The sequence below is a fragment of the Burkholderia sp. Ac-20353 genome (assembly GCF_017104785.1).
In the GTDB taxonomy this organism is placed as follows: Bacteria; Pseudomonadota; Gammaproteobacteria; order Burkholderiales; family Burkholderiaceae; genus Burkholderia.
The window spans coordinates 1-15,376 of sequence record NZ_JAAGPL010000200.1 but is presented as its reverse complement, the minus strand read 5'-3'; the positions used below and the strand labels follow the sequence as shown (position 1 = coordinate 15,376).

Annotated in this window: 16 protein-coding genes; 4 read left to right on the top strand and 12 right to left on the bottom strand. The window is 67.2% G+C overall.

From position 1 onward, the window contains the following. On the bottom strand, positions 1-442 hold a 442-nt coding region (locus tag G3N94_RS33885), incomplete at its 3' end, for an enoyl-CoA hydratase-related protein (RefSeq protein ID WP_205798156.1). A 289-nt stretch (positions 443-731) separates the two neighbouring features. Between G3N94_RS33885 and G3N94_RS33880 the strand changes: the two genes are divergently transcribed. Together G3N94_RS33880 and ggt are read left to right on the top strand one after the other, a co-directional pair. Beyond that, positions 732-1,694 carry a LysR family transcriptional regulator gene (locus G3N94_RS33880; protein WP_205798154.1) on the top strand — a complete coding sequence of 321 codons (963 nt, stop codon included), beginning with the start codon at positions 732-734 and terminating at the stop codon, positions 1,692-1,694. A 72-nt stretch (positions 1,695-1,766) separates the two neighbouring features. After that, positions 1,767-3,641, top strand: a complete 1,875-nt coding sequence (gene ggt, locus G3N94_RS33875) for a gamma-glutamyltransferase (protein WP_205798152.1) — start codon at positions 1,767-1,769, stop codon at positions 3,639-3,641. A gap of 48 nt (positions 3,642-3,689) precedes the next feature. Here the strand turns inward: ggt and G3N94_RS33870 are convergent, their stop codons facing one another. Genes G3N94_RS33870 through tauA form a run of 3 tightly spaced genes read right to left on the bottom strand, consistent with a single transcriptional unit; the run spans position 3,690 to position 6,539 of the window. Further along, positions 3,690-4,664, bottom strand: coding sequence for an ABC transporter permease subunit (locus tag G3N94_RS33870; RefSeq protein WP_205798160.1), 975 nt, complete (start codon positions 4,662-4,664; stop codon positions 3,690-3,692). Continuing rightward, positions 4,664-5,497 (bottom strand): ATP-binding cassette domain-containing protein, encoded by an 834-nt coding sequence (locus tag G3N94_RS33865; protein WP_205798150.1) that lies wholly within the window; start codon positions 5,495-5,497, stop codon positions 4,664-4,666. The genes G3N94_RS33870 and G3N94_RS33865 overlap by 1 nt, the downstream gene beginning before the upstream one ends. A gap of 25 nt (positions 5,498-5,522) precedes the next feature. Beyond that, positions 5,523-6,539, bottom strand: coding sequence for a taurine ABC transporter substrate-binding protein (tauA, locus tag G3N94_RS33860; protein WP_205798148.1), 1,017 nt, complete (start codon positions 6,537-6,539; stop codon positions 5,523-5,525). A 375-nt stretch (positions 6,540-6,914) separates the two neighbouring features. Between tauA and G3N94_RS33855 the strand changes: the two genes are divergently transcribed. Continuing rightward, a complete protein-coding gene (locus G3N94_RS33855) occupies positions 6,915-7,547 on the top strand; it encodes a hypothetical protein (RefSeq protein WP_205798146.1) in 633 nt (210 codons plus the stop codon). 137 nt (positions 7,548-7,684) lie between these two features. On the opposite strand, the gene G3N94_RS33850 is transcribed toward G3N94_RS33855, so the two are convergent. From G3N94_RS33850 to G3N94_RS33830, 5 genes are all read right to left on the bottom strand, one after another. Beyond that, complete coding sequence (locus G3N94_RS33850) at positions 7,685-8,998, bottom strand: type II toxin-antitoxin system HipA family toxin (RefSeq protein WP_205798144.1); 1,314 nt, start codon at positions 8,996-8,998, stop codon at positions 7,685-7,687. A gap of 7 nt (positions 8,999-9,005) precedes the next feature. After that, on the bottom strand, positions 9,006-9,383 hold the full coding sequence (locus tag G3N94_RS33845) for a helix-turn-helix transcriptional regulator (protein WP_241022224.1): 378 nt from the start codon (positions 9,381-9,383) through the stop codon (positions 9,006-9,008). A 324-nt stretch (positions 9,384-9,707) separates the two neighbouring features. Then, positions 9,708-10,703, bottom strand: coding sequence for a lipoyl synthase (lipA, locus tag G3N94_RS33840; protein ID WP_205798142.1), 996 nt, complete (start codon positions 10,701-10,703; stop codon positions 9,708-9,710). Continuing rightward, complete coding sequence (gene lipB, locus G3N94_RS33835) at positions 10,696-11,442, bottom strand: lipoyl(octanoyl) transferase LipB (protein WP_205798141.1); 747 nt, start codon at positions 11,440-11,442, stop codon at positions 10,696-10,698. Before lipB ends, lipA begins: the two co-directional genes overlap by 8 nt. Before the next feature lie 98 nt (positions 11,443-11,540). Next, positions 11,541-11,867, bottom strand: a complete 327-nt coding sequence (locus tag G3N94_RS33830; protein WP_205798139.1) for a DUF2917 domain-containing protein — start codon at positions 11,865-11,867, stop codon at positions 11,541-11,543. Between the two features lie 102 nt (positions 11,868-11,969). Between G3N94_RS33830 and G3N94_RS33825 the strand changes: the two genes are divergently transcribed. Continuing rightward, positions 11,970-12,914: a transcriptional regulator GcvA gene (locus tag G3N94_RS33825; protein ID WP_205798136.1), complete on the top strand. Its 945-nt coding sequence runs from the start codon at positions 11,970-11,972 to the stop codon at positions 12,912-12,914. Positions 12,915-12,935: 21 nt separating this feature from the next. On the opposite strand, the gene G3N94_RS33820 is transcribed toward G3N94_RS33825, so the two are convergent. From G3N94_RS33820 to G3N94_RS33810, 3 genes are all read right to left on the bottom strand, one after another. Then, complete coding sequence (locus G3N94_RS33820; RefSeq protein WP_010090550.1) at positions 12,936-13,244, bottom strand: YbeD family protein; 309 nt, start codon at positions 13,242-13,244, stop codon at positions 12,936-12,938. Further along, positions 13,244-14,170 (bottom strand): D-amino acid aminotransferase, encoded by a 927-nt coding sequence (locus tag G3N94_RS33815; protein WP_205798134.1) that lies wholly within the window; start codon positions 14,168-14,170, stop codon positions 13,244-13,246. The genes G3N94_RS33820 and G3N94_RS33815 overlap by 1 nt, the downstream gene beginning before the upstream one ends. A 54-nt stretch (positions 14,171-14,224) precedes the next feature. Next, positions 14,225-15,376: D-alanyl-D-alanine carboxypeptidase family protein (locus G3N94_RS33810; RefSeq protein ID WP_205798132.1), on the bottom strand; the 1,152-nt coding region annotated here is incomplete at its 5' end.

Here is a 15,376-nt window from a genome sequence, read left to right as displayed (position 1 = left end):
GCTGCGTGCCGCCCGCGCCGGGCAACAGGCCGAGCGTCACTTCGGGCAGCCCGAGCTTCGCGCCCGGCGCCGCGAGCCGGTAATGCGCGGCGAGCGCGACTTCGAGGCCGCCGCCGAGCGTCGCGCCATGCAGCGCGGCCACGACCGGCTTCGCGCTCGACTCGATCCGTTCGCACACGTCCGGCAGCGACGGCGGCTCCGGCGGCTTGCCGAATTCGCGGATGTCCGCGCCGGCAATGAAGTTGCGCCCTGCGCCCACGATCAGCACCGCGTGGATCGCGGCGTCGCGCTGCGCGGCGTCGATCGCGTCGGCAATGCCGCGCCGTACGTCGGCGGACAGCGCGTTGACGGGCGGATGATCGATCGTGACGACGAGCACCTTGTCGCGCCGTTCGCGCGTGACCGGGCCAGTCGGGTTATCGGGGGAAGCGGGTGAGTTCATCGTGTCTCCTTGACGCGGCGGCAGGCGCTTCGGCACAGGGTGCGTGCATCGCGGCAACGCAGACGGCGCCGGGGCGTCCGCCCCGGTCCCGCATTTAGCGGGACAAGATCCGGCGGTACGCCGGGCATGGCTCGATTCTCGATTGATCGAGATTCATTGACAATTCCAGCGCGCTTTTACAAGCTGTCAAGTCTGACTTGACATTGAATGCTTGCCGACCCTTAACAAGTCGAAATGCGCAAGACGGAAAGCACGGAACGGAAAGCGGGACGGATCAGGAGACCCGGGTATGGACCTGAATGCGCTGACGCTGCTCGTCGAGATCCTCGACGCGGGCAATCTCAGCAAGGCCGCGCAGCGCCTCAAGATGAGCCGCGCGAACGTCAGCTACCGGCTGAACCAGCTCGAGCGCTCGATCGGGCAGCAACTCGTGCGGCGCACGACGCGCCGCATCGAGCCGACCGAGATCGGGCTGAAGCTCTACGAGCACGGCCGGCGCATCCGCAACGAATTGCTCGCCGCGCAGGAATCGGTGACGACGCTCGGCCAGGACCTGCAGGGCCGCGTACGGCTGTCGGTTCCTAGCGGCTACGGACAGATGGTGATGTCCGAATGGCTGCTCGCGTTCAAACGGCTCCATCCGGGCATCGTGCTCGACGTCGTGTTCGAGAACCGCGTGGAAGACCTGATGCGCGACGAAGTCGATATCGCGATTCGCGTAAAGTCCGAGCCGCCGCAGAACCTCGTCGCGCGCGACATGGGCGCGGTGCGCTACGTCGCGTGCGCGTCGCCCGCGTTCGCGGCCGCGCACGGGATGCCCGCAAGCCTCGACGCGCTGACAGACGCGCCGGTGATCACCGCGACCGTGATCGGCCGGCAGCTGCGGATCGCCGCGTATCTCGGCGACGAGCGCCACGAGGTGCTGCTCGAGCCGACGCTGATTTCGGAGAACTTCCTGTTCCTGCGGCAGGCGATCCTCGCAGGGATCGGCGTCGGCATCGTGCCGGACTACGTCGTGCACGACGACGTGCGGCGCGGCGCGGTCGTCACGTCGCTCGACGCGTACCGGCTGTCGATCTTCGGCACGCACATGTACATGCTCTACATGCCGAACCGGCACCACACGCGCGCGACCTCGACGTTCATAGAGTTCATCCTCGAACAGGCCGGAAAGACCGGCCGGGGCGGGCCCGACGCGCTGCGTCAGGGTTTCCGGTCGGATGACAAGCCGATTGCGGCGCGGCGACAATAGCGCGCCGCCTGCGCCGACAGCCCGTTGCGGAAAACCGCCGCCTCCTTCGAATTCACTGCCGCCGAGGGTTCAATGTTCGACCGGATTCGTCCGCATTCGCGTCCCTGGACGCTGATCGCCGCCATCGCGCTCGTCGCATTCAATGCCGGCTGCACGTCCCCGTCCGCGCCGTCAGGTGGCGTCGTCCCGGTCGCAGCCGCGTCGGGTGCCGCCGCGCCGCTGCCCGCCATCCACGCGCCCGAGCTGTCGTCGGGCTGGGCCGACAAGCCGGGCTGGACCGCGCAGCACTACCTGATTGCCGCCGCGAATCCGCTCGCGGCGCAGGCCGGCTACGAGATGCTGAAGGCGGGCGGCACCGCGATCGACGCGGCGATCGCGACGCAGATGGTGCTCGCGCTCGTCGAGCCGCAATCGTCGGGCCTCGGTGGCGGCGCGTTCATGCTGTACTTCGACGGCAAGACGACGCAGGCGTACGACGGCCGCGAGACCGCGCCGGCCGCCGCGACCGATCGCCTGTTCTACGGCCCGACCGGCCAGCCGATGAGCTTCTACGAAGGTGTCGTCGGCGGGCGCTCGGTCGGCACGCCGGGCGTGCTGCGGATGCTCGACCTCGCGCACCGCGCGCACGGCAAGCTGCCGTGGCGGCGGCTGTTCCAGCCGGCGCTCCGGCTCGCGGAGCACGGCTTCACGATCAGCCCGCGGCTCGCGATGCTGATCGCGAACGACAACTACCTGATGAAGGACCCGGCCGCGCGCGCGTATTTCTACAACAAGGACGGCACGCCGAAGCGGGCCGGCACGATCCTGAAGAACCCGCCGCTCGCGGTCGTGCTGCGCCAGGTCGCGGATCATGGCGCGAACGCGTTCTACACGGGCGCGATCGCGCGCGACATCGTCGCGAAGGTGCGCAAGCACCCGACCAACCCGGGGCTGCTGTCGGTGCAGGATCTCGCGCGCTACAAGGCGAAGGTGCGCGAGCCGCTGTGCGCCGACTACCGCCGCTCGGTCGTCTGCGGGATGCCGCCGCCGTCGTCGGGCGGCCTCGCGATCGCGCAGATGCTCGGCATCATCGAGGCGATGCCCGACTGGCAGCAGATCGGCGCACAGAAGCCCGTGCGCAACGATGTCGGCTTCGAACCGACGCCGTTCGCCGCGCACCTGTTCAGCGAGGCCGGGCGTCTCGCGTATGCGGACCGCGCGCGCTACGTCGCCGATCCGGACTTCGCGCCGCTGCCGGGCGGCGGCTGGGCGAGCCTCACCGACAAGTCCTATCTCGCGCAGCGCGCGCGCCTGATCGGCGACGGCAGCATGGGTACCGCGCAGGCCGGCACGCCGCAGGGCGCGACGCTCGCGATGGCCGACGACCGCAGCCCCGAGCTGCCGTCGACGTCCGACATCGCGATCGTCGACCGTTACGGCCAGGCGCTGTCGATGACGACGAGCGTCGAGGACGCGTTCGGCTCGCGGCTGATGGTGCGCGGCTTCCTGCTGAACAACCAGCTCACCGACTTCTCGTTCGTGTCGAGCGAGAACGGCCGGCCGGTCGCGAACCGCGTGCAGCCCGGCAAGCGGCCGCGCTCGGCGATGGCGCCGGAACTCGTGTTCGACAAAAAGACGAAGCAGGTCACGATGATCGTCGGCTCCGCAGGCGGGCCCGCGATCATCAACCACGTCGCGAAGGCGCTGATCGGCGTGCTCGACTGGGGGATGACGATGCAGCAGGCGATCGCGCTGCCGAACTTCGGGTCGATGAACGGGCCGACGCAGCTCGAGCAAGGCCGCGTGTCGGACACGCTCGTCGGCGCGCTGAAGAGCCGCGGGCACGACGTGCAGGTCGTCGAGATGAACTCCGGGCTGCAGGGGATCCAGCGGCTGAACGTCGAAGGGCACACGATCTGGTTCGGCGGCGCGGACCCGCGGCGCGAAGGGATGGCGATCGGGGATTGACGGGCGCCGCGCGCGGCGCGCGACCCTGTGGCCTTTGCGCGCCGACGCTCAGCCCCGCCCCTTCCAGGGCACGACCCGCCGCTCGACCCAGCGCATCGCGAGATCGAACAGCCACGCGATCGCGCCGATGATCAGGATCCCCATCACGACGATGTCGGTGCGCAGGAAGCTCGACGCGTTGAGCACCATCTGCCCGAGCCCGGCCGTCGCGGCGACCATCTCGGCCGCGACGAGCGTCGTCCAGCCGAAGCCGATCGCGATCCGCAGGCCCGTCAGGATTTCGGGCAACGCGGCCGGCAGCACGACGTGCCGGACGATCTGCGCGAAGCTGCCGCCGAGCGAATACGCGGCGTTGATCTGCTCGACCGTCGCGGCCCGCACGCCCGCGCGCGCCGCCATGGCGACCGGCGCGAAGCAGGCGAGGAAGATCACGACGAGCTTCGCGGTCTCGTCGATCCCGAACCAGATCACGACGAGCGGCAGGTACGCGAGCGGCGGCAGCGGCCGGTAGAACTCGAGCAGCGGATCGAGGATGCCGCGCGCGATGCGGCTCACGCCCATCAGGATCCCCGCCGGCACGCCGAGCGCGGTCGCCAGCACGAACGCGCCGAACACGCGCGCAGCGCTCCACAGCAGATGCTCGGACAGCGGCAGGCCGCCCTGGATGCGGCCGTGCCATGCGTCGACGAACGCCGTCCACACGGCTTCCGGCGCGGGCAGGAACAGCGGCGGCAGCCATTGCCGGTGCGTCGCAACCCACCATAGCGCGGCCAGCGCCGCGACCGTCGCCGCGCTCAGCGCGCCCGTCTTCCCCTGCCCCGGCAGCCGGTAGCGGCGCGATGCGCGCACGCGCCGCACCGGCCGTGCAGCCGCACGCTGCTGCGCCGGACGATCGTCCTGCTCGAAACCGGCGACCGTGCGATCGGCCGCCCACGAATCCTGCGTGCTCATGGTGTCCTGCCTCTGCATAAAGCTGTTCCGACCGCGCCCGACGGACGCGCCCTGCCGCGCCAGCTCGCGGATCACGCCGCTGCCCCGAGCGCTTCTGCGCGCGCTGCCCCGCCTGCCTCTCCACCCGCCTCGTCGCGATGCAGATACGCGATCAGCCGCTCCCGCCACGCGATGAATTCCGGCGACGACTTCACAGCGCGTGCGTCGCGCGAATCGACATAGCGGCGCGCGAACGGCAGCTCGAACGTTTCGGCGATACGCCCCGGCCCCGGCGTCATCACGACGAGCCGCGTCGCGAGAAACAGCGCCTCCTCGACGTCGTGCGTGATGAAGAACACCGTCTTGCCGGTGCGCGCCCATACGTCGAGCACGAGTGCCTGCATCGTGCCGCGCGTCATCGCGTCGAGCGCACCCATCGGCTCGTCCATCAACAGCACGCGCGGATCGCTCGCGAGTGCGCGCGCGATGCCGACGCGCTGCTGCATCCCGCCCGACAGCTCGTAGACACGCGCATGCGCGTGGCGCTCGAGCCCGACGAGCGCGAGCATCTCCCGCGCGCGCCGCGTGCGCTCGGCCTTCGGCACGCGCGCGAAGCGCAGCCCGAGCGCGACGTTGTCGAGCACGTCGAGCCACGGCAGCAGCGCGTACTTCTGGAACACGACGCCGCGATCCGCGCCGGGCCCCGTCACCGGCACGCCGTCGACCCGCACATCGCCGGTCGTCGGCGCGACGAAGCCGGCCATGCAGTTCAGCAACGTCGTCTTGCCGCAGCCCGACGCGCCGAGCGCGACGACGAATTCTCCCGATTCGAGCGTCAGGTCGACCCGCGCAAGCGCCTGCGTCGTCGGACGCCCGCGCTCCCCCGGATAGGCGACCGACACCTGACGGACTTCGAGCGTACTCATCGATTGCTCCGCAATGTGTCGCCGCTCAGCGCGCGGCCTTCTGCACGAACTGCGGATCGACGCCGACGGAATAGTCGGACAGCACCGTCTGGATCGTGCCCTGCGTTTTCAGGAACGCGGCCGTCGCCGCGAGCGACTTCGCGGCGCCCGCCTGCGCGCCACCGCCGAGCCAGGTCGGCGACGCCTGCTCGGCCGGCGTCGGGAATGCATAGAGCGCGAGGCTCGCCGGCACGTCCTGCGCGTTCGCGCCGGACACCTTCGCGACGGCCGCGACCTGCGGCGAGCCGAGCTTCCATGCGCTCGCGTGCGCGCGGTAGTCGGCGTCGGCCGCTGCGAGCACCTTGACGAAGCGCGTGACGAACTCGGCGTTGTCGCGCGCGAACTTGCGGCTCACGACGAAGCCGTCGAACGTCGCCTTGCCGCTTTGCTTCGCGACCTGCCCCGACGTCGTCAGCACCGTGCCCGACTGCTTGACCTTCGCGAGCACCGGATCCCAGATGTAGGTCGCGTCGATGTCGCCGCGCGTCCATGCGGCCGCGACTTCGGGCGGACGCAGGTTGACGATCTTCACGTCGTTCGGATTGACGCCCGCCGCCTGCAGCGCGACGAGCGTATGGAAGTGCGACGTCGACACGAACGGCACGCCGATCTTCCGGCCCTTCAGCGCGGCGACGCTCGTCACGCCCGAGCCGTTGCGCGCGACGAGCGCCTCGGCATCGTTGATGTTGTCGAGAATCCAGAACAGCGAGATGTCGAGTCCCTGCGACAGGCCGGCCGCGATCGGGCTCGAACCCGCTTCGCCGAGCTGCACCGAGCCGGACGCGAGCGCGCGGATCACGTCGGCGCCGCTGTCGAGCTTGCGGAACGTGACCTTGTAGCCGGTCGCCTTCTCCACTTCGCCGCTCGCCTGCGCATAGCGCCACGGGACGACCATGTCCTGGTACGCGATCACGACTTCGCGCGATTCGGCATGCGCCGCGCCGAGCGCGGCAAAGGCGGTGAGCGCAACGACGGCGCGGCGGATGAGACTGAAACGGGGCATGCGGCTCTCCTTCGGCATTCTGGCGATTCAACGAGAGAGCCGACTATAGGAGGTTTGTGCGCGGCGGGAGCGAACTTATCCTGCGAAGCTATCGATGCCGTTTCAGCTTTGCTTTCCACGCTCGATTGGATTGAGCGTCCGGTCGGGTGGCGATTGTCGTGCGTGGGCGTGCGAGGTCGTTGCGTGCGCCCGGAACTGACGATGCCGCGATTCAAAACCGCAACATTCGCCCGGTCCGGCCGTCACCGGGCGCCCCGCCGGCACGCCGGGAGCCGCATGTTCGCTGGCCCGGCCCGATAGTTGCATCACGCGGGAAACGCGCGTCTCCATCGCGTGTGTCCGCCTGCGGAAGCAGCGAAACCGGAAGCGTGTGTCGTGACTAGTCCTCTGTTTGCCTGGCTGCGCGCCGATTTCGTGAATGCCGTGGGTCGGCCCGCTGCCGTGGCGTTGGTCGTCATTCTGCTGGCTTCGCCACTTCACGCGAATGCGCAGGCGAGCCAGCATGCGTTCAGCCGGGTCTCCGCAAACGCGTACGGCACGGTTCTCGATCCATGCGGCGTGACCCAGACAGCCGTCACGATCTCGACCTTTGGCGTCAAAAGCCTCGAAGAGGTGCCAAACGCGACGGCTTCGGTCGTCGTCTATCGATTCGACAGCTGCAAACGCACGTCGGTCTTCGCTTACGGCTCGTCGCGACGATGCGACCTTTCGGTCGGGGCCGCCAGCGACGGACGATTGCCGGAATCCGTGACGGTGTCGGGAAAGCTGCCGCTGAGCGTATTTACTTCGAGCGGCAACAGCAGGGACACCGCGACGTTCGAGCTGACGCTGCATCTGGTCAACGCGCCCTCCGCGTACCGCGACGAGAACCCTGTCGACGCAACGATCGACGCGCCGAGCAAGGGCCTGTACGACTACAACATCGACGCAAGCGGTGCGATGACGCTGCCCACGCTGGGGCTGCGTTCATTTCCGTTGCCGAATGGCCAAATGAAGTTTGAAAGATAAAAAGCCCGCATCGCTGCGGGCTCTTCCGGGTTCGTCCGACGACGAAGCGATGAAGCTCAGGCGCTCAGACCACCCCGGCTCCATGCGCCTGCAGGTCGGCGTGATAGATCGAACTCGTCATCTCGCCGACGGTCGCACTAGGTGCGACGCACCGGCCTGCCGAGATGCTCGCGTGCCCGTTCGGTCTGAGCGTGCTCGAACGCATCCTCGAGATCGTCAAGCTCGCGGGCCGTCAAGCCAATATCGGCCGACTGGGCGATGCGCCGCCAGCCCTGAACCGCGTCGAACACCTCGCCCGTCACGACGAGCGCCTGCTCGCGCGTCAACGAGAAATAGCCGCACGCATCGAGCAGCATGTCGATCGAATCGATCGGGCCGGTGTCTTCGGTGAGCCACGTTTTCGATTCGCGTAGCTTGCCGGGCATCGGATTCAGGTCGAACGCGGGCGCGAGCGTCCAGCGGCCGTCGCCGTCATACAGAAAGCCGAGATTCTGCAGATGGTCGTCGGTATTCGTAATGAGCAGGTTGAACACCAGACGCCGCCAGAGCTGGCGTACGTCGTCGAGCGGACGCGCGCCGCGCTGCTGCATGGCGTCCACGATCTCGGTGTAGGCGTGTTCTTCGTGACGGGATGCCTGGAGCATCGATGCGGCTGACAGATACGGAATGCGGCGACCGTCGTCGGTCCGGTCGAACCGCTCGATAAGCGCGACTGGCGTACCACCCACCTTCACGCATCGCGCCCCCGCAGCGTCGATCCCGGCCGCGCGCGCGAGACGCAGCGCCAACACTTCGGCCCGCGTCACGCTGATGGTGTCGCCAATGCTCGGAAACTTGCCGATCGCCAACCTGCCGTTCTCGTCCAGCACCGTGCATTTCGGGCGCATGCCGCCCAGCGACGTGCCCTTGCCCTGCAGGTAGCGCAGATCTTCGGCCGTGTCGGTGCCCGCTTCGATCGCGTGAGTGGCATCGGCGATCCGCTCGAGCTCGATGAAAGGCGGCGTGGTCCGCCGACCGTCCTCTTCGGTCCGCAGATACCGGCCAGAACGACAGAGTCGCAGCGCACCGACCCGGCTGAAGTCATCGACCGCACACAAATAATCCAGCTCGTTGAGCGGCCTCAGGTCTGGCTGGGTTCGGCGCAGCTTCGCATGCGCGCGATCGATGACGCGCCGCCCCCATGCATCGGGCTCCGTATCGGCGAGCGCGAAGTGAAAGACCGAATCGACCGCGCGCGGCGCGCGACGGGTCTGATACCCGGAGTGCAGCGGCAGATCCGGAGAGATCTCGAAGCGGTCGGGATACGTCAGCCAGGTCTCGTCATAGACGAACTGGGACAGTTCGCGCCGCCCCTGACTCACGTAGAGCAATTGTCCGACAGGCAGCCCGGCCGTGCCGATATGCAGGTCCAGCGCCTCGCTGACATCCGGTTTGATCGCCTTGCCGTTCATTCGCTGCTCAAAATGCGTGGGTGGTTTTCTTGCGCGTGCGGATCCGCTGGGGCAGTTGCTCGTCCATTAGCGCGAGCCCGACGTCATCCTGCGCGCTGTCGAGCAGGTCGCTCAGCCGATCGAGTTCGCCGAATACCTGAAGCACGCGCGCGAGGACATGCAACTGCATGCGCGGATCGCCTGCCTCCAGTCGCTTGATCGTGCTGAGCCCCGCACCGACGCGCTCGGCCAGCGCCTGCTGCGTCAATCCGCGCCGACGCCGGCCGCGATTGATGTCGCCGCCCAGTTTCTTGAGCGTACGCTGCACGGTGACAGGCAAAGGTCGTTCAGCCTTAGGGTTCTCAGCCAAGCCCTTATTCGGTTTAACGGTTTCCATGAGACCCATTATAGATCGAGGTGTTACGACCTCAAGATCGATGAAGCCTAATGGGCCTTATTGGAACCATAAAACCCAATAAGAGTTCTTAAAGGAAACTTTAAGGTGAAATGTCGACAAACGACATGCCACCGCGCCCAACGCGAACGTCATCGGTAACGACCGTGGCGCGTCGACGGACAGTGACCTCCTCGCCGCATTGATCATCGACCACAACCGTCCGACACTCAATTCGGCCAGTCGGCCATGTTCCGGGCAGTGCCGACAAAAAAGCCCGCATCGCTGCGGGCTCTTCCGGGTTCGTCCGACGACGAAGCGACGAAGCTCAAACGCTCAGACCACCCCCGCTCCATGCGCCTGCAGATCCGCGTGATAGCTCGACCGCACCATCGCGCCGACGGCCGCGTGCGTGAAGCCCATCTTGTACGCCTCTTCCTCGTACATCTTGAACGTATCCGGATGCACGTACGCACGCACCGGCAGATGGTGCTCCGACGGCTGCAGGTACTGGCCGATCGTCAGCATGTCGACGTCGTGCGCGCGCAGATCGCGCATCACCTGCAGGATTTCCTCTTCGGTCTCGCCGAGGCCGACCATCAGGCCCGACTTCGTCGCGACGTCCGGATGCAGCGCCTTGAAATCCTTCAGCAGCTTCAGCGAGTGCGCGTAGTCCGAACCCGGGCGCGCTTCCTTGTACAGGCGCGGCACCGTTTCGAGGTTGTGGTTCATCACGTCGGGCGGCGCGGCGTTCAGGATCGAGATCGCGCGGTCGAGACGGCCGCGGAAGTCCGGCGTCAGGATCTCGATGCGGGTCTCGGGCGACTGCTCGCGCACTTCGCGGATGCACTCGACGAAGTGGCCGGCGCCGCCATCACGCAGGTCGTCACGGTCGACACTCGTGATCACCACGTACTTGAGCTTCAGCGCGGCAATCGTGCGCGCGAGGTTCTTCGGCTCGTCGGCGTCGAGCGGATCGGGACGGCCGTGGCCGACGTCGCAGAACGGGCAGCGCCGCGTGCACTTGTCGCCCATGATCATGAACGTCGCGGTGCCCTTGCCGAAGCATTCGCCGATGTTCGGGCAGCTCGCTTCCTCGCACACGGTGTGCAGGTTGTGCTCGCGCAGGATCGTCTTGATCTCGGTGAAACGCGAGCTGCCGGTTGCCGCCTTCACGCGGATCCACTCCGGCTTCTTCAGCCGCTCGATCGGCACGACCTTGATCGGAATGCGCGCGGTCTTCGCCTGCGCCTTCTGCTTGGCGGTCGGATCGTAGGCGGGGCTCGACGAGGCCGGATCGGCCGGGGCGGGAGAAGCGGTAAGGTCAGTCATTCGATTGTTCCAGTGCCTGCGGCGCTTTCGCAGCCGCGGTTTGGCCGTCGAGGTTGGCGATCAGACGACGCACCAGCGTGTGCGCGACGTCGTTCCAGTCGGCTGCGACCTCGAGGCTCGCCATGTCGACGGTTTCCAGTCCGGCATAGCCGCACGGATTGATTGCGAGAAACGGGCGCAGATCCATCTTCACGTTCAGGCTCAGCCCGTGATAGCTGCAGCCGTTGCGAATCTTCAGGCCAAGGGCCGCGATCTTCGCCCCTTCGTGCAGGCCGGACGCCACATAGATGCCCGGCGCACCCGCCTTGCGGACCGAAGCGAGATTATACGCCGCGAGGGTTTCGATCACGGCCTCCTCGATCCGCGACACCAGCGTGCGGACCATCAGCTTGCGCCGGCGCAAGTCGAGCAGCAGGTACGCGACGATCTGGCCGGGGCCGTGATAGGTAATCTGCCCGCCGCGGTCGACCTTGACCAGCGGGATGCCGCTGTCGGCGACCAGCAAGTGGGCCGGATCGCCCGCCTGGCCTAACGTGTAGACGGGCGGATGCTCGACCAGCCAGATCTCGTCGGCGGTGTCCGCGGTGCGCGCATCGGTGAACGCGCGCATCGCGTCGAAGCTCGCCGCGTAAGGCTCCGCGCCGCGCCAGCGGATCGTGACCGGCTGGGCCGCAACGGCGGCAGGCAAATCGGGGACGGCGGCAGGCGTAGACACGATGAAAACCGGCGAGACGGACATGGGCGGTAGTTTACCGAAATCCCATGCGTCTCGCCGGCATTGGAAAGGGACGGATCGGCAATCCGCCCGGCTCAATCGGCTCAATCGGCTCAATCGGCTCAGACGGTGCGCCAGCCGTCCTGGAACAGCGCGAGCGCGCGGTCGCGCAGGCGCGCGAGGCCCGTCAGCGCGACTTCCTTCGGCGGCCGTGCGACCGAGAACGCGACGCACGCGCTCTGCCCGCCTTCCGCGCTCAGCCACAGCCGCTCGCCGCGGCGCAGCTTCAGCGTTTCGCCGTCGATGAGGAAGTAGTCTTCGACGTCGTTGCTGCGTGTCGCCCAGACCGGCCCGCACTGCACCGTCAGCCGCGTGCTGCGCTGCACCTTCATCGGGACGGTTTCGCCAGGGGGGATTTCAAACGTGATGCTTGAGGAAATTTCTTGCATGATCCGCTCCGCCAAAAATCGCTTCGATGGCTACAATCGTAGTGATCTCCAAGCGTCTGACCAAACGACCAATTTTCACGTGGATGTGAGGAAAATTAGCAAATGGACTTGCGCCAGCTCCCCGCGCTGAACGCCATTCGCGCGTTCGAGGCCGCCGCCCGCCACGAGAATTTCTCGCGCGCCGCCGACGAACTGTTCGTCACGCACGGCGCCGTCAGCCACCAGGTACGCGCGCTCGAGGAAGAGCTCGGCGTGCCGCTGTTCACCCGCAAGGGCAAGCGCCTGTGCCTGACCAACGCCGGGATCCGCTACGCGCAGCAGGTCCGCACCGCGCTGATGATGCTCGTCGAGGCGACGCGCGAAGTCCGCGCGAGCGACCGCGACCGGCGGCTCGTGATCTCGATGCTGTCGTCGTTCGCGGCGCGCTTCGTGACGCCGCGGATCGGCTCGTTCATCGAGCGGCATCCGGAGATCGACGTCGAGCTGCAGTCGACGAACGCCGTCACCGATTTCGCGCGCGACGACGTCGACCTCGCGATCCGCTTCGGCTTCGGCACCTATCCGGGGCTGTACGTGGAGCCGCTGCTCGAAGAAATGTTCTTCCCGGCGTGCTCGCCGACGCTGAACGGCGGCAAGCTGCCTCAAACACCCGCGGATCTCGTCCACTACAACCTGCTGCGTTCGGACGACGAGCTGTGGCGGCCGTGGTTCGACGCGGCGGGCCTCGACACGCTGACCGAGCCGAAGCGCGGGATCCTGTACCAGGATTCGTCGAACCTGCTGCAGGCGGCGATCGACGGCCAGGGCATCGCGCTCGTGCGGCGCTCGCTCGCGGTACACGAACTGCGGCTCGGGCGCCTCGTGCGCCTGTTCGACATCGACGGGCCGAGCCCGTGGAACTATTTCTTCGTGTGCCCGCCGCCGCTGTTGAGCGCGCCGCGCGTGCAGGCGTTCAGGACGTGGATTCTGCAGGAAGTCGCCGAATTCAGGCTGCTGTGCGACGAACTGGACGCGCGTCGCGCGGCGGAGAAATCCGCCGCCGCGTGAGCGCAATGGGAAGGGAGGGGGTCAGAGCACGACCTTGACCATCGGATGGCCGGTCAACGCACGGTAGATGTTGTCGAGCTGCTCCTGGCTCGTCGCGCGCACGGTGATCGTGAGGCCCGTGTAGTTGCCGCCGCTCGACGCGCGCTCCTCGATCTTCTCGAGGTCGATTTCGTTGTCGTGGACACTCACGACCTTGAAGATCGTGTCCTTGAACTCCGGGTGTGCCTTGCCCATGATCTTGATCGGGAAGTCGCACGGGAACTCCAGCAGCGATTCCTTCCGGGTATCGATCGCGCCGGTCAGCTCGACGGTTTTGGACGGTTCGCTCATCACTTTCTCCGGGTTAGGTCAAACTGTTCGAACTCGCGCGCCTTCGCGCGCTGGTACGCTTCATACAACGCCGCGAATACCGGGCCGGGCTTGCCGCCCTGCACCGGCAGATCGTCGAGCGACGTGACGGGCAGCACTTCCTTCGTCGCCGACGTGATCATGATCTCGTCGGCCGCGCGCAGCTCCACTTCGCTGATTTCGCGCGCGACGAACGGGATGTCGCATTCGTCGGCCAGCTCCTCGAGCAGCGCATAGCGGATCCCCTCGAGGATCCTGTTGCTGCGCGGCGGCGCGAGCAGCTCGCCGTTCTTCACGATCCACACGTTCGACGACGAGCCTTCGGTCAGGTAGCCGTCGCGCAGCTGCAGCGTCTCGAACGCGTCGTGCTCGACCGCGTGCTGCGCCATCAGCACGTTGCCGAGCAGCGAAATCGACTTGATGTCGCAATGCAGCCAGCGCCGGTCCTCGGCGGTCACGCAGCGCACGCCGTTCACGCGCTCTTGCTCGGACGGCACGCGCAGCGGGCTCGTCATCGCGAACACCGTCGGCACCGCGCCGGCCGGGAACGCGTGGCCGCGCTTCGCGACACCCCGCGTCACCTGAATATAGACGAGCGCGTCGCCAGCGCCGAGGCCATCGGCATTCGCCGCGACGACGCGCTCGATCAGCGCACGCCAGCCCGCGTCGTCGTGCGGGCTGGCGATGCCGATCTTCTTCAGGCTGCGCTCGAGCCGCGCAAGGTGCTGCGCGATCCGGAACGGCACATGCGCGCCGTCGTGCGCGTAGACGGGGACGACCTCATACACGCCATCGCCGAAAATGAACCCGCGGTCGAGCACCGGGATGCGGGCTTGCGACAGCGGCACCAGTTCTTCCTGCGACGCAACGCTCAGGTAGACGATCGGTTCGAATTCGGCTTGGCTCATGGCAATACCAGATGGGGATGAAGTCGTCGAAACAAAGGCTGCGCCTGTTCCCGCTTACTTCTTCTTGCTGAACATCAGCAGGATCGAGTCCCAGATACGGCCGAAGATACCCGCTTCCGGCACCGCCTGCAGCGCGACGACCGGGAACTGCGACAGCGTCTTGCCGTCGGCGACGAGCTTCACGGTGCCGACCTGCTGGCCTTGCGCGAGCGGCGCGATCAGCGGCGCGTTCACCTCGACTTCCGGCTTGACCTTGTCGCCGAGGCCGCGCGGCACCGTCACCCACTGGTCGGCCTGCACGCCGACCTGCACGGCGTTCTCCTTGCCCTTGTAGAGGCGCGGCGTCGAGATCGCCTGGCCGCCCTTGAACAGGCGCACCGCGTCGAACGCGCTGTAGCCGTAGTTCAGCATCTTCATGCTGTCCTGCGTGCGATCGCTTTCCTTCGTCTCGCCCATCATCACCGACACGAGGCGGCGCGGCGCATCCGCCGAGCCCGGCATCGTCCGCTTCGCCGACGAGATCAGGCAGTAGCCGGCCGCCTGCGTATGGCCCGTCTTCAGGCCGTCGACCGACGGGTCGAGCCACAGCAGGCGGTTGCGGTTGCCCTGGCGGATGTTGTTGTACTTGAATTCCTTCTCCGAGAAGATGCTGTAGTACTGGGGAAAATCGCGGATCAGGTGCGCGGACAGCGTCGCGAGGTCGCCGGCCGTCGTGTAGTGGTTCGGGTCGGGCATGCCGTTCACGTCGGCGAAGTGCGTGCCCTTCATGCCGAGGCGCTTGACCTCGTCGTTCATCATGTTGACGAACTGCCCTTCGCTGCCGCCGACGAGCTCGGCGAGCGCGATCGCGGCGTCGTTGCCCGACTGGATGATCATCCCGTACACGAGGTCGTGCACCGACACCGGTTTTTCCGCCTCGATGAACATCCGCGACTCGTCGGTGCGGACGCGGCGCACGGCCGCGCTCGGCGTGACGATCTGTTCCATCGAGATCTTCTTCTTGTCGAGCGCCTCGAACACGAGGTAGGCCGTCATCAGCTTAGTCAGCGACGCCGGCTCGACACGCTCGTCCGCGTTGCCCGACGCGAGCACCGTGTTGCTCGTCGCGTCGACGAGCACCCACGAGCGCGCGTTGACGCCCGGCGGCGGCACCGCGCCCGGCATGTAGGTCGCGGGCGCGCCAGTCGCTTCGGGCGCGGCGGCCGG

Bases quoted from the DNA above. Each gene is read 5' to 3' on its own strand.
- G3N94_RS33880 (WP_205798154.1), top strand. From the start codon at position 732: ATGGACCTGAATGCGCTGACGCTGCTCGTCGAGATCCTCGACGCGGGC.
- ggt (WP_205798152.1), top strand. From the start codon at position 1,767: ATGTTCGACCGGATTCGTCCGCATTCGCGTCCCTGGACGCTGATCGCC.
- G3N94_RS33865 (WP_205798150.1), bottom strand. From the start codon at position 5,497: ATGAGTACGCTCGAAGTCCGTCAGGTGTCGGTCGCCTATCCGGGGGAG.
- tauA (WP_205798148.1), bottom strand. From the start codon at position 6,539: ATGCCCCGTTTCAGTCTCATCCGCCGCGCCGTCGTTGCGCTCACCGCC.
- G3N94_RS33850 (WP_205798144.1), bottom strand. From the start codon at position 8,998: ATGAACGGCAAGGCGATCAAACCGGATGTCAGCGAGGCGCTGGACCTG.
- G3N94_RS33845 (WP_241022224.1), bottom strand. From the start codon at position 9,383: ATGGGTCTCATGGAAACCGTTAAACCGAATAAGGGCTTGGCTGAGAAC.
- lipA (WP_205798142.1), bottom strand. From the start codon at position 10,703: ATGACTGACCTTACCGCTTCTCCCGCCCCGGCCGATCCGGCCTCGTCG.
- lipB (WP_205798141.1), bottom strand. From the start codon at position 11,442: ATGTCCGTCTCGCCGGTTTTCATCGTGTCTACGCCTGCCGCCGTCCCC.
- G3N94_RS33830 (WP_205798139.1), bottom strand. From the start codon at position 11,867: ATGCAAGAAATTTCCTCAAGCATCACGTTTGAAATCCCCCCTGGCGAA.
- G3N94_RS33825 (WP_205798136.1), top strand. From the start codon at position 11,970: ATGGACTTGCGCCAGCTCCCCGCGCTGAACGCCATTCGCGCGTTCGAG.
- G3N94_RS33820 (WP_010090550.1), bottom strand. From the start codon at position 13,244: ATGAGCGAACCGTCCAAAACCGTCGAGCTGACCGGCGCGATCGATACC.
- G3N94_RS33815 (WP_205798134.1), bottom strand. From the start codon at position 14,170: ATGAGCCAAGCCGAATTCGAACCGATCGTCTACCTGAGCGTTGCGTCG.